The 12,707-nt window shown below is 39.0% G+C and carries 14 protein-coding genes and 1 riboswitch; of the genes, 5 read left to right on the top strand and 9 right to left on the bottom strand.

Features of this window, described 5'->3' with window-relative positions; all coding sequences use genetic code 11:
- Positions 1 to 26: 26 nt before the first annotated feature.
- A complete protein-coding gene (aroK, locus tag EDC44_RS04660; protein WP_131975868.1) occupies positions 27 to 554 on the bottom strand; it encodes a shikimate kinase AroK in 528 nt (175 codons plus the stop codon).
- 323 nt (positions 555 to 877) lie between these two features.
- A riboswitch (glycine riboswitch) is annotated at positions 878 to 994 on the top strand.
- Between the two features lie 92 nt (positions 995 to 1,086).
- Here aroK and EDC44_RS04655 point away from each other — a divergent pair.
- The 3 genes from EDC44_RS04655 (at position 1,087) to EDC44_RS04645 (ending at position 3,581) form a co-directional block, all read left to right on the top strand.
- The gene (locus tag EDC44_RS04655) at positions 1,087 to 2,463 is read left to right on the top strand and encodes an alanine/glycine:cation symporter family protein (protein WP_131975866.1); all 1,377 of its coding nucleotides are present in this window, start codon (positions 1,087 to 1,089) and stop codon (positions 2,461 to 2,463) included.
- Between the two features lie 225 nt (positions 2,464 to 2,688).
- A complete protein-coding gene (raiA, locus tag EDC44_RS04650; protein ID WP_131975864.1) occupies positions 2,689 to 3,012 on the top strand; it encodes a ribosome-associated translation inhibitor RaiA in 324 nt (107 codons plus the stop codon).
- Positions 3,013 to 3,083: 71 nt separating this feature from the next.
- On the top strand, positions 3,084 to 3,581 hold the full coding sequence (locus EDC44_RS04645) for a YbhB/YbcL family Raf kinase inhibitor-like protein (protein WP_131975862.1): 498 nt from the start codon (positions 3,084 to 3,086) through the stop codon (positions 3,579 to 3,581).
- Positions 3,582 to 3,603: 22 nt separating this feature from the next.
- Here EDC44_RS04645 and EDC44_RS04640 read toward each other — a convergent pair whose 3' ends face one another.
- From EDC44_RS04640 to ppdD, 7 genes are read right to left on the bottom strand one after another with little or no spacing between them, the layout of a single operon-like run.
- A complete protein-coding gene (locus EDC44_RS04640; RefSeq protein WP_131975860.1) occupies positions 3,604 to 3,882 on the bottom strand; it encodes a GNAT family N-acetyltransferase in 279 nt (92 codons plus the stop codon).
- A gap of 10 nt (positions 3,883 to 3,892) precedes the next feature.
- Positions 3,893 to 4,117, bottom strand: a complete 225-nt coding sequence (gene yacG / locus EDC44_RS04635; RefSeq protein WP_131975858.1) for a DNA gyrase inhibitor YacG — start codon at positions 4,115 to 4,117, stop codon at positions 3,893 to 3,895.
- Position 4,118: 1 nt separating this feature from the next.
- Positions 4,119 to 4,727 (bottom strand): dephospho-CoA kinase, encoded by a 609-nt coding sequence (gene coaE, locus EDC44_RS04630; protein WP_131975856.1) that lies wholly within the window; start codon positions 4,725 to 4,727, stop codon positions 4,119 to 4,121.
- A gap of 19 nt (positions 4,728 to 4,746) precedes the next feature.
- Positions 4,747 to 5,478, bottom strand: coding sequence for a prepilin peptidase (locus EDC44_RS04625; protein WP_131975854.1), 732 nt, complete (start codon positions 5,476 to 5,478; stop codon positions 4,747 to 4,749).
- Positions 5,475 to 6,704, bottom strand: a complete 1,230-nt coding sequence (locus EDC44_RS04620; RefSeq protein ID WP_131975852.1) for a type II secretion system F family protein — start codon at positions 6,702 to 6,704, stop codon at positions 5,475 to 5,477. Before EDC44_RS04620 ends, EDC44_RS04625 begins: the two co-directional genes overlap by 4 nt.
- 9 nt (positions 6,705 to 6,713) lie before the next feature.
- Positions 6,714 to 8,132 (bottom strand): GspE/PulE family protein, encoded by a 1,419-nt coding sequence (locus EDC44_RS04615; RefSeq protein ID WP_131975850.1) that lies wholly within the window; start codon positions 8,130 to 8,132, stop codon positions 6,714 to 6,716.
- 14 nt (positions 8,133 to 8,146) lie between these two features.
- Positions 8,147 to 8,587, bottom strand: a complete 441-nt coding sequence (gene ppdD / locus EDC44_RS04610) for a prepilin peptidase-dependent pilin (protein ID WP_131975848.1) — start codon at positions 8,585 to 8,587, stop codon at positions 8,147 to 8,149.
- 148 nt (positions 8,588 to 8,735) lie between these two features.
- Here ppdD and ampD point away from each other — a divergent pair, with 148 nt between their 5' ends.
- Together ampD and EDC44_RS04600 are read left to right on the top strand one after the other, a co-directional pair.
- A complete protein-coding gene (ampD, locus tag EDC44_RS04605; RefSeq protein WP_131975846.1) occupies positions 8,736 to 9,290 on the top strand; it encodes a 1,6-anhydro-N-acetylmuramyl-L-alanine amidase AmpD in 555 nt (184 codons plus the stop codon).
- 89 nt (positions 9,291 to 9,379) lie between these two features.
- Positions 9,380 to 9,850: a hypothetical protein gene (locus tag EDC44_RS04600; RefSeq protein WP_131975844.1), complete on the top strand. Its 471-nt coding sequence runs from the start codon at positions 9,380 to 9,382 to the stop codon at positions 9,848 to 9,850.
- A gap of 48 nt (positions 9,851 to 9,898) precedes the next feature.
- Here EDC44_RS04600 and EDC44_RS04595 read toward each other — a convergent pair whose 3' ends face one another.
- Positions 9,899 to 12,667 carry a M16 family metallopeptidase gene (locus EDC44_RS04595; RefSeq protein ID WP_131975842.1) on the bottom strand — a complete coding sequence of 923 codons (2,769 nt, stop codon included), beginning with the start codon at positions 12,665 to 12,667 and terminating at the stop codon, positions 9,899 to 9,901.
- Positions 12,668 to 12,707: the final 40 nt, after the last annotated feature.

The following is a 12,707-nucleotide window of genomic DNA, read 5'->3' as shown; positions in this document are numbered from 1 at the left end:
ATAATTCCTTAGATTATTAAATCTGTTTAGCCGTTAAAATTTTCAATCAATTCAATCAGTTGATTTGCCATTAATTTGGCACCTTGTTCATCGGTAGAAAAAGTAATATCAGCAATTTCTTCATATAACGGTTCGCGGATTTTAGCCAGATGTTCTAATACTTGACGAGCATCCTCTACGCCCTGCAACAACGGTCGTTTTTTATCACGTTGAGTACGTTGGAATTGTTTATCCACACTGGTTTTTAAATAAATCACAATACCACGTGCCGATAAATGATTACGCGTTTCTTTTGAAAGAATTGCACCGCCGCCGGTGGAAAGCACAATCCCCTGTTGTTGACTTAATTCATTAATAATTCGAGTTTCACGTTTACGAAAACCGTCTTCCCCTTCCACATCAAAAATCCAGCTAATATCCGCTCCGGCACGCTGTTCAATTTCGTGATCCGAATCCACAAATTCCATATTCAGAAGTTGTGCCAGCTGGCGACCGATAGTGCTTTTGCCCGCACCCATCGGACCGATTAGAAAAATATTTCTTTTTTCTGCCATTGTTTTAAATTCTTATAGTTATTTGATTATGTGTATTGATCTTTTCTAAACCTTTTCCTAAAGATCACCCAAACCTCAAATTTTGAGATAACGGTTATTATCTCAATAAACTTACTTATTTTTCAACCTAAGAATGAGGTTTACCTACTTATTTCTATAAATTTTCAACAAAATATTGAGATTTGAAAAATTTTTGCTAAAATCTTCCGCACTTTTGATTTACAAAAGTTGTTCGGATGAAGGTAGCTGGAGAGTGGAGAGTTTACTCCACACCGAAGAAGTAAAATCTTTCAGGTGCTTTAACCAAAGCGAGGACTGTTACCGGACGAACCCTTGGAGAGATCCAACGCATTTTATCGTAATGCGAAATGGACGCCGAAGGCGCAAAAAATGATATTTATCATTTTCAAACGCTCAGGCAAAAGGACAGGGGATGAAAAGTTTTCTATTTCTAACCGCACTTTGCGGTTCTCTTATACCGTTCTACTTTTCACCGCTCTGTATTTTTTTCAAAAATTTACAGGAATCAACAATGTCATTAACTGAAATGCTATCTGCTATTGATAGCTTTATTTGGGGACCGCCGCTATTAATTTTATTAAGCGGAACCGGGCTTTATCTCACCCTAAAATTAGGGTTTATTCAAATTTTCCAACTGCCGAGAGCACTGGGTTATGTCTTTAAAAAAGAACAGGGAAAAAACAATAAAGGGGATGTTTCTGCATTTGCCGCATTAAGCGTTGCTTTATCTGCAACCATCGGTACGGGAAATATCGTTGGTGTGGCAACCGCAGTACAAGCCGGCGGACCGGGAGCATTATTTTGGATGTGGATCGTCGCTTTACTCGGTATGGCAACTAAATATGCAGAATGTGTGTTGGCGGTAAAATATCGCGTACGCGATAAAAACGGTTTTATGGCCGGCGGTCCGATGTACTATATCGAACGCGGTTTAGGATTAAAATGGTTAGCAAAATTATTTGCCGTATTCGGTATTTTGGTGGCATTTTTCGGTATCGGGACATTTCCGCAAATTAATGCGATTACGCATGCTATGCAAGATACGTTTAATGTGGATATTGTTTATACCGCGGCTGTTATTACTTTATTAGTAGGCCTAATTATCTTAGGCGGAGTCAAACGCATTGCGAATGTTGCTTCTGTTATCGTGCCGTTTATGGCCGTGTTATATGTCACGACTTCTTTAATTATTCTCATTTTAAACATTGATAAACTCCCTGCCGCTTTCGCTTTAATTATCGAGAGTGCGTTTAACCCTACAGCTGCATTAGGCGGAGCTTTAGGTTTCACGGTAATGAAAGCCATTCAATCCGGCGTGGCTCGTGGGATTTTCTCTAACGAATCAGGCCTAGGTTCTGCACCAATCGCCGCCGCTGCCGCTCAAACCAAAGAACCGGTGCGTCAAGGATTAATCTCTATGACCGGTACATTCTTAGATACTATTATTGTGTGTTCTATGACCGGTTTGGTTTTAGTCATCACCGGCGTATGGCAATCCGGTCAAGAAGGTGCAGCAGTGACTAATGCAGCATTCGTTATGGGATTAGGCACTGAAATCGGTGCTCTCATTGTAACAATCGGCTTATTATTCTTTGCCTTCACCACTATTCTTGGCTGGTGCTACTATGGTGAACGTTGCTTTGTTTATCTGGCAGGCATAAAAGGTATTAAAATCTACCGCACTTTATTTATCATTTTGGTCGGTTGCGGGGCATTTATTAAATTAGATGTTATTTGGATTTTAGCGGATATTGTAAACGGTTTAATGGCTTTCCCTAACTTAATCGCCTTAATCGGTTTACGCAACGTTGTGGTGGAAGAAACCAAAGATTATTTCAGACGCTTGAAAAATAATGAAATTAATGAAAATTTTGAAGCCGTAGAATAAAATATTTCAAGAGCGGGGAACATTTGTTATTCGCTCAATCATAACAACTTTTCTCTAAATTAAAAGCCTTTTTTTTTCGTTTTGTTATCTAGATCATATTTTTAAAATTTTCTTTAAAAATCCCCAAAAACCACTTGCAAAAACTAATAGCAGGATCTATTTTGTATTCAAGGATTTAACAAAGAGTAATAAAATCATTGCTCTATAACAAAAAAGGAAAATGCTATGACACTAAATATCACCAGCAAACAAATGGAAATCACTCCCGCAATTCGTGCTCACGTGGAGGAGCGTCTCGCAAAATTAGGAAAATGGCAAACTCAATTAATTAATCCTCACTTTATTCTGAATAAAACACCGAAAGGTTTCTCTGTAGAAGCATCTATCGGTACGCCATTAGGTGATTTATTCGCCAGTGCGGAAACTGACGATATGTATAAAGCAATCAATGAAGTTGAAGAAAAACTCGAACGACAACTAAATAAATTACAACATAAAGGTGAAGCCCGTCGAGCCGATGAACGTTTAAAAGATTCTTTCCAAGAATAATTTTGTAATATTCCCATTTAAAGCCCGAATTTCGGGCTTTCTTCTTAATCGAAAAAATAAGGATAATGATTATGCAAGTAACAAGCTCTGCGATCAAAAACGGGTACTTTGAAGATAAATACGGCAAGCGGGGAACGCAATTTACCCCAAACGGAATGCCAAACTACTCTATTCCTTTTGAAATCACTGATGCTCCGGCCAATACCAAATCCTTTGCTGTCGTCGTAGAAGACAAAGATGCCATCACGGCCAGCGGTTTTGTCTGGATCCATTGGTTAATCGCAAATTTGAAGCGCACTTCTATTGCCGAAAATGAAAGCCAAACCGCCACCGATTATGTGCAGGGTGCCAACAGTTGGGCAAGCGTTTTGGGTAAGTTTGATATTGCTGAAGCATCGGCTTATGGCGGAATGGCACCGCCAAACTGCGAACATCGCTATGAAGTGATTGTCTATGCGTTAGATACCGATCTTGATTTACCGCAAGGCTTTCGTTTTAATGATCTTCATTTTGCAATGCAAGGACATATTTTAGATCAATCCGTTGTGATGGGACGGTATGATGTATAAAAAGGGCATAATGCCCTTTATACTATTGTTGTTCACGTTTCCATTTCGCTACCACATAGCTGCAAGTCGGGTGTAATTTCAGTTGGTTGTTTTGCACAAAGGCGATAAGCTGTTGATATAACGCATCCGCTACGCCTTGTCCGCGTAGGCTGGGATCCACAAATGTGTGATTAGCATTGATGGTGTCGGTATTTTCAAAAAAATAGCTCATTTCGGCAATCACCTTACCGTTTTCATTTTTTATTAAAAACGCACCGCTCTTTTGTCCGTTCTCATTATTTTGTTCATGTTGAATATTCATTACTTTTTCCTTAATTTTTTGCCCAATCTTGTGAATCATCGAGTTGCGGATCTATGGCAAAATCAGCTGTTGCTGTGGGGATGGCATTTTTTTCAGCAGCCCAATCGCCTAAATCAATGATTTGACAACGTTTGCTGCAAAAGGGGCGAAATTCGCTTTTTGCACTCCATTCAACTGCAGTGCCACAAGTAGGACAAGGGACGGAAATTAATTCATTATCAGTATTCTCTGTCATTTTATCGGCTCTGTTGTAAATAAAATTGGTGCAATTCTAACACTTTTTGCCGAAGTGCGGTCAGATTTTGCTGAATATTTTCATTATTATCAATCACATCATCGGCATTTGCCAAACGCACTTCTCGGCTCACTTGAGATTGCATAATGCGTTGAATCAAGTCAATATTATTACAATCACGAGCTGTTGCCCGTGCCAGTTGGGTTTCCGGCAACACATCAATTACTAAAATACGATCACATAATTCCGTGAGATTATTTTCAATTAACAAAGGCACAACAAACAATACGTAAGGGGCAGTTTGTTGCTGTAATTGTCGCAACATTTCTTGTCGAATAGCAGGATGTAATAAATTATTCAACCATTGCTTCTCAGCTTCTTGATTAAAAGCCAAAGAACGTAATTTTGCACGATCCAACTCACCGGAAGCCAATAATACATCCGTACCGAAATGATCCGCAATTTGCTGCAACAACGGACTGCCCTTTTCCACCACTTGTCTTGCCACAAGATCCGCATCCACAATCGGCACATTTAATTCGGCAAAAAGCTCCGCTATCGTTGATTTGCCACTACCTATACCACCGGTTAAGCCTACAATAAAACTCATATTTTACCCATTTTAAGGACTAATGGTTGAAGTTATATACTGAAAATAAGTCAAGATCAACCCAATTTATCACCCAAACAGCCATCATCGCCAAACACAAAAACGGAGCAAAAGGAATTTGCTTTTTAATGCTTTGTTTCCGTAATTTTTGATAAACCGCATAACACAAGGCAAATAAACAAGATAGCAGGATAAATAAAGGCAGTGTCTGCCAGTGAATAAATGTTGCTAAAGCTGTAATCAGCCAATAATCCCCGCGGCCAAAGGCTTCTTTTTGGTAAATAAAACGGGCAAGGTAAAAAAGTAGAAAAAAGAGCGACCACGCAGTAAAAGTACTGATTAAGGCATCATCAAGAGAAATAGAGTTGATATTTTGCCATGCACTGAATATGCCTAACACCAATAATCCTTGACATAATGCGGGGGAAATCAGTTGATAATGCCAGTCAATAACGGAAATCGTGAAACATAATATAAAAAATAGACCTATTACGCATACGAGTAAAAAAGATGGATAACATACATATAATCCGGCAAAAAATATACCGCCCGCTAAAAAATACCGCCAATTTGCACCGCACTTTAAGGGGGTTAATATAGCGGAATCCGGTACAAAGTGCGGTGGATTATCGGGAAAAATTTCGATATAAGTGTTATAAACATCTTTGTTTAGAGATGAAGCAAAACCAGTGAGATAATACCGAATCCATAAACCGCTTACACCGCCTAATAAAAATAATAGGGCTATCATTGAATCAAACTTCCCATATTGAAAATCGGCATATACATACCCAGCATAATCAAACCGATTAATCCGCCGATAATCACCATCATCAGGGGTTCCAATAGTTGGGAAAGCAGATCGATTTGGTGGTCCAAGCGTTGTTTTTCGTTATCGGCGATTTGTTGCAAGATCATGGCTAACTGACCGCTTTTTTCTCCCACTTGCAACATTTGCTGGATTTGCAACGGAAATAAATCGCTACTGACGCTTTCTGAAAACCCATAGCCTTGTTGGATCCAATAAGTCATCTTTTTTATTTGATCCTGTAGCCACAAATCACCGTCAATCACCGTTTTTTTGCTCTGCCATTGTTTTTTGCTCGGCAGGAAAGAATTAAGCGCCTGATTCAATGGCACGCCCGATTGCAGCATTAACTGCATTGCCCGGCAAAATCCGATTAAACGGGAAAGCTGTAAAATTTTGCCCAATAATGGCATCAGCATCATAAAGCGGTTTTTCCATTGATAGCAACGCACGGAATGTGTGAGCTGATATTTCAGTAACAGTACAAAAAGTGCGGTCAAAATACACAGACTCCACCAATACTGCTGTAAAAATTCAGAAATATTTAACAATAATGCGGTAAATACCGGTAAATTAGCCTGATTATCACCATACATCTCAGCAAATTGCGGCACAATAAAAATCAGCAACAATAATGTAAGTGAAAGAGAGATAAACAACACTATCATCGGATATAGCAGAATTTTCTGAATTTTTCGTTGCAGTGCTAACGCCTGTTTTTTATGCTCGGCAATTTCCGTACATACTTGCGGTAATTTTCCGCTTAATTCCCCCACGCGGATTAGCTGGCGTTCTTGATAGTTCAAACATTGGGGATATTGTTCCAAGGCTTGCGAAAAAGATAAACCGTTTTCTATGGATTTAAGTAAATACCGGATCCATTGATTAAGCTGCAAATTAATGCAATTATCCAACATAATCTGCAAACTTTGTTTTAAGGTAATACGGGCATTCAACAATGTGGCTAATTGAGCCAATAAATCACAAATTTCCGTATTGGTGGGTTTGCTGTTCAACTGCCAGTTTTGCTGTAATGTCACCTGGCTTAGCCCTTTTTTCAGCAAATGCTGTTGAGCCTGCATAGCATTTTCTGCCACAATACTGCCCCGCTGTTTTTGTTGCAAACGGTTGACGGCTTTCCAACGGAATAACTTTAATTTTTCAGCCATTATGTTCCCTTATTTCATGCCTAATACCCGATCAATTTCCGCTAAGTCGGTGATATCCTCATTGATTTTATGCAAGGCACTTTCCCGCAAATCGGCAAAATCCGTCTGATATTCAATGCGATTATCCCGATTTACCGGCATTAAAAATTGATATACCCCGATACGTCCGGCATAACCTTGATGACAAGTGCAACTATCAATATTTTCTATATTTTTACCGCACTTTTGGCATTTCTTTCTCACTAGCCGTTGAGCGATGACTAATAGCAGGCAGCTGTCAATTTCGTGTTGCCGAATGCCTAGTTGACGCAGTCGGGAAACTGCGGATTTGGCATCATTGGTATGTAGCGTTGAAAGCACTAAATGCCCCGTCTGTGCCGCCCGCAATGCCATTGCCGCACTTTCTTCATCACGTATTTCCCCCAACATAATCACATCAGGATCTTGACGTAAAAAAGTGCGTAACAAACGGCTGAAATCCAAGCCGATTTGCGGATTAATTTGCGTTTGAATAATACCGTCCAGTTCAATTTCAATAGGATCTTCGGCAGTCATAATGTGTTTATCCGTACCGTTTAGCCATTGAAGTGCGGTATAAAGCGAAATACTTTTTCCGCTTCCCGTAGGACCGGTGACCAAAATCAGCCCTTGCGGCTGACTGAGTGCTTGACGGAATTGTGTTTGTTGCTGTTCCGTCATTCCTAGTTCTGAAAATTGCAGTGAAATCGGTTTATTTTGCTGCAACCGCAACACGGCTTTTTCGCCTAAATGAGTAGGCAGGGTAGAAAGGCGGAAATCCAACATATCAGAAAACGCGGTTTTAAAATGAAATCGTCCATCTTGCGGCAAACGGGTTTCACTGATATCCAGCTTAGCCAATAATTTCAAACGGGAAATTATACGGCTTGCCAAACTCAAGGCAATAGGTGTTTGCGGCTGTAATACGCCATCAATACGAAACCGGATCTGCATCGCCGATGTTTGCGGTTCCAGGTGAATGTCCGATGCCTTATGTTTTAGGGCATTTTCAAAAATGCTGTTAAGTAAACAAATCACAGGCTCGTCGGACTGTTCGTTATATGTTGATTCATCTATTGTTGTTTCCGCCAGATATAACAACTGATTCGGTTCTTGCACTTGCGATATTTGCGGAGAAAGCTGTTGCAATGCTTGTTTTAATTGATGACTTTCCACCAATATCGGTTCCACTATTTTGCCTGTCAGAAAGGCAAAAGTTTCACAAGCGGCCAAATTGCTTAAAGAATCTACGGCTAACCATAAAGTTGAATCGTTACTTTTTAACGGTAACGCTAAATAGCGTAGCAAAATTGTTTGTTGTTGCTGATTTTTCTGCCATAAGTGCGGTGCAATTTCAAAAATTTCTCCACTTATAGCAGTGATTATCAAGCTGTTCGACTGATAATACACTGCAATAATACCCCCTAATTGGAACAGAATCCGGCCGGATACAGTTCTTTAGTTCCGTTACAGGTTGCTTTCCAACTTACGCCGGATTTAGCATCGCCTTCGGCTGTCAATGTATAACTTTCATTATCCAATGTTCCTTGCCCATTCACAGTAATCACACCTGCGGCAACCGATACCGATTTTAGATATTTTTTCTTGGATAATGAGATATCCGCTTGAATACCATTTTTTCCTGCTGTGCAGTTATCCTTACTGTTTGTGTTATATATACATAACTCGACTTCACTGCGATAAGGTGCAGCGGCTTGCAACAATTCGGAAATCGCCGCTTTTTTGGTGTAATTTTGATACGAAGGAATTGCGATAGTTGCTAAAATAGCTACAATAGCAATCACGATCATCAGTTCAATTAATGTGAACCCTTTTTTTAACGCATAAGATTGATTTAATTTCATTTTATGTCCTTGCATGAATTAATAAGACAGGGTTAATATCTCGGAATATTAACGTTCTTTACTATGCAAGAAACCATGAGAAAACAGAAAAAATTTCTAAAATCAACCACACTTTTTGGAAGCAAGATCACAAAAACAGGCAAAAATAATGCAAAAACAACCTCTAAATATTCAAAACGGATGGTTAACTGATACTGACATCATTTCATCTCCGCATTTTGATGAACGACCGAATATTCAGGATATTTCATTATTAGTTATTCACTATATCAGTTTGCCACCGGAACAATTCGGCGGCGGTTATATTGATGACTTTTTTCAAGGAAAATTAGATCCCACTATTCATCCCTATTTTGAAGAAATTAAAGATTTTCGTGTATCCGCTCACTGCCTAATCAATCGACAGGGAAAAATCACACAATATGTTAATTTCAATGATCGTGCTTGGCATGCGGGTTTATCTTGTTTTGAGAAACGTGAAAAATGTAATGATTTTGCCATCGGTATCGAATTGGAAGGAAGTAACGAGCAAGCTTTTACTGATGAACAATATCAAACTTTGGCAAAATTAACCCGAATTATTCAACAAAATTATCCTAAAATCACCTCGGAACGTATTGTAGGACATTGCCATATTTCGCCTGGACGTAAAATCGATCCTGGTCGGTATTTCGATTGGCAACGTTATTTTTCAATGATTTAATTTGAAAAAAGACTGTAAGAAATGTAAAATGCACAGGCTTCTGCATAAAAAGAAGCAGCAATTTATTATCTATCACAAGGAAATTTTCAATGAATAAATTTATTAAAATCGCAGCTGTAGCGTTATTTTCTCTTTTTGTTGCAGCCTGTAACAAAGCAGATCCTAAAGCAGATTTCAAAAAATTAACGGATTGGTCGGTTGCACAACAACAAGCTCAATTAGACTTACAAAAACTTCAATTAGAACTTCAACAAAAAGTTGCAACTCAAGATTTAGCACAAATCGAACCGACATTAGATCAATTCAATACTAAAATTGCCGAAATGCAAAAAAGCCTAGAAGCCGTTGACGTGAAAAGCCCTGAAATCAAAGCATTAAAAGACAAAATGATTTCAACTTGGAATGCCTCAAAAGATTTAATGATCGATGGCTTAAATGCAATGAAAAATCCACAATCCATTGATCAAAAAGCGTTAATGGAAAAAACTCAAAATGCTGTAAAATCAGCTGAAGAATTACAAAAACTTCAAGTAGAATTACAACAAAAGTTTGGTCAATAATATATTTTCATACAAAAAAGCCCTATACATACAGGGCTTTTTCTTTACTTATTGTGTCAATACGGCTTTAAAACGTCCGGACTTCTGTAAAATCGAGCGACTTAACGCATCAAATTTTTCTTTCGTAACAATTTGTTCAGCCTGTTCATATAAATACATTAAATCCGGGCTGTCGGTTAATCGGAAACTTTGTTCCAGCATACCTAAAACAACTAAAGTGGATTCAAACTGTTGTTTGCTGATCATCTGTTTTTCCCGCAATTTTTTCTCCAACAGTGCAGGTTCAATACCTTGTTGCATTAATTGATCCAAAGTGTGTTCAGTCAATCTGAACAGCTCATCAACCCGTTCCGGTGCACAGCTGAATGCGATCTTACCCTCAATTTGTGAGGTATGAGGATCCTGGTTAAACCAACTATTTACAAAATATACGCCTGAAGCATCTTCGCGCAAACTAAAACGCAATTTTTCCTGTAACACATCCCCCAAAATATCCAGAAAATATTCATTTTCCGCACGCCATGGCTGCGTTGCATTCAAATAAATTTCCACATCCGCACGAGGTTCGGATAATCCCTTCAATACGAACGGTTTACTTGGCGTATGAATATTGACGGTTTTCGCAATTCGATTTTGCGATTTTACCGGTACGGAAGCCAAATATTGTTTTGCTAATTTTTGTACCGCACTTTCTGAAATATCGCCCACAATAAAGTAGGTAAAATCCGTTTTATCTAAAATATATTGTTGATAAATTTTCGACAGTTCCTCTGCTCGTAACGATAAAATATCTTGTTGTCGGCGACTATACACGGTTTCTACTTCAGGAAAACGCAATTTAGACACAGCCCGCATAAATTCCGTTTCTTTATCTGCCTGATTAAACTGATCTTTGCTTTCATTTTTATATTTATTCAACATTTGTTCCGAAACAGGTGCCGATTGTAGTTTCAAACGGAATAATTTAAGTAAATTTTCCATGTCTTCCACCTTGCCCGCTGCGGTAAAGCCTTGTCGGGTATCATCGACAACCGTGGTAAATGCAATCGGATTTTGCGTAAATAATTGATTGACCCCGGCTTGCGGTAAACTGCCGATACCCGTATCATCCACAACGGCAATTGCGGAACGTAATAAATGATATTGATTATTTGGTACGGAACGCAATCCGCCTGAAGTGACTGCCTTGAAATACACTTGACCGGGGCTTTTATCACTGTAATGATAAATCAATTTGCTACCGTTACTTAGCCGATATTCATTAACATTAGCTTTTTTCCAATAGTGTGTTTGCTGAAGATCGCCGTTTGCCAACGCCAGTTCAGGCATTGTCATTTGAGCGGAATCCGATTGCCAAATTTGTTGTGAATTCCCTAATGCCAGTTGCCATTGCCGTGCAATTTGATCAGCACTCAGAGAAAGTTTTTTCTCACCGGGCGGCTGCGTAATCATTAATAATTTAGACGGTAAATTCACCATTTGTCGGAAAGTGCGGTTAATTTCCGATAAATTTATATGTGCTAATAACTGCTTATTTAATTGATAACGATGGCGAGGCGATAAGCTCACTTGGTTATTTGCCGCAATAGGAATTAAATCATTGGCTAATTTCAAACTGCCGACTTTAATTTTCACTTCTTTTTCATTCAGCCGTTGTAAACGTGTTATTTCATCCTTCAACTCTGCGTCAGTAAACCCCTGTTGTTGAATTTGAGCAATAAATTCAAAGAGTTTATTGATGCCTTGCTTATACTGTCGATCCATTAATTGAATTGAAAAAACACCTTGTAAAGTTTCTTTTCCCAAGTGGCTATGATAAAAATTTGCCGAATTTACGACCGCACTTTGCTGATTTTCCCATTCTTGTAAACGAACATTAATCAGACGCAAGACAATCTGTTGACGCAATTCTTGTGCATAAGCCGCAACCGTATCGGCATTGTTCGTTTCATCAAAAAAACTAAGCTCAATACTTGGCGTATGAATGTCGGCTTCCGACACTGTTGCCACTCGCCATTGTTTAATCAACGGAATAGTAAAATCAATTTTAGGCAATGGCTGGCGACTTTGCGGATTGACAGTTGCCAGTTTTTGTTCGATCAAATCGACTATTTGCGTTTTCTTAATATCACCCACCACAATCAATGACATATTGTCCGGGCGATACCAAGTGCGGTAAAAATCCTGCACCCGCTTACGCGGCACATGCTTGATGACCTCCACATCACCGATAGGATCACGCAGTATATAGCGGGAATTCGCCATTTCCACTAAACTTTTTTTATCGCCCAAACGCAACATCGGACTTAAACGGGCACGCCATTCTTCCAATACTACTCCGCGTTCGGCATCCAGATCCTCTTGCAAAATCGTTAAATGATTCATCCATTCATTTACCACATCCAATGCAAGTTCCAGACTTTTCTTATCATTTTTGGCGATATTCAAGGTATATACGGTATTTTCAAAATCCGTGAACGCGTTTATATCCCGTGCAAATTTCATGCCTAATTGTTCTAATGCGGCGATAATTTCATTATGCGGAAATTTTAGCGAACCGTTAAACGCCATGTGTTCTACGATATGTGCCACACCTTTTTGATCGTCATCTTCATTCATCGATCCTGCATTCACCACTAATCTGATGTATACGCGATCATTGGGTTCGCCATTTTCTTGTACATAATATTTTAACCCGTTATTCAACACTCCCTGTTGAATTTCCGGGTTAAAAGGCAAAGCTTGCTCTGTTCGTTGCGAAGAGTTCTGGCAACCGAGTAAAAAAAAGAGCGGTAAGAAAATTAATAGTTTTTTCATAATAAAAGCGAATACGATTACTATTGAAAAATAGTAATCG

This window comes from Cricetibacter osteomyelitidis (assembly GCF_004340985.1).
Lineage (GTDB): Bacteria > Pseudomonadota > Gammaproteobacteria > Enterobacterales > Pasteurellaceae > Cricetibacter > Cricetibacter osteomyelitidis.
This window is presented reverse-complemented; position numbering and strand designations above follow the sequence as displayed.

Coding starts and splice junctions, on each gene's coding strand:
- aroK (WP_131975868.1), bottom strand. CDS start 554: ATGGCAGAAAAAAGAAATATTTTTCTAATCGGTCCGATGGGTGCGGGC.
- EDC44_RS04655 (WP_131975866.1), top strand. CDS start 1,087: ATGTCATTAACTGAAATGCTATCTGCTATTGATAGCTTTATTTGGGGA.
- raiA (WP_131975864.1), top strand. CDS start 2,689: ATGACACTAAATATCACCAGCAAACAAATGGAAATCACTCCCGCAATT.
- EDC44_RS04645 (WP_131975862.1), top strand. CDS start 3,084: ATGCAAGTAACAAGCTCTGCGATCAAAAACGGGTACTTTGAAGATAAA.
- EDC44_RS04640 (WP_131975860.1), bottom strand. CDS start 3,882: ATGAATATTCAACATGAACAAAATAATGAGAACGGACAAAAGAGCGGT.
- yacG (WP_131975858.1), bottom strand. CDS start 4,117: ATGACAGAGAATACTGATAATGAATTAATTTCCGTCCCTTGTCCTACT.
- coaE (WP_131975856.1), bottom strand. CDS start 4,727: ATGAGTTTTATTGTAGGCTTAACCGGTGGTATAGGTAGTGGCAAATCA.
- EDC44_RS04625 (WP_131975854.1), bottom strand. CDS start 5,478: ATGATAGCCCTATTATTTTTATTAGGCGGTGTAAGCGGTTTATGGATT.
- EDC44_RS04620 (WP_131975852.1), bottom strand. CDS start 6,704: ATGGCTGAAAAATTAAAGTTATTCCGTTGGAAAGCCGTCAACCGTTTG.
- ppdD (WP_131975848.1), bottom strand. CDS start 8,587: ATGAAATTAAATCAATCTTATGCGTTAAAAAAAGGGTTCACATTAATT.
- ampD (WP_131975846.1), top strand. CDS start 8,736: ATGCAAAAACAACCTCTAAATATTCAAAACGGATGGTTAACTGATACT.
- EDC44_RS04600 (WP_131975844.1), top strand. CDS start 9,380: ATGAATAAATTTATTAAAATCGCAGCTGTAGCGTTATTTTCTCTTTTT.
- EDC44_RS04595 (WP_131975842.1), bottom strand. CDS start 12,667: ATGAAAAAACTATTAATTTTCTTACCGCTCTTTTTTTTACTCGGTTGC.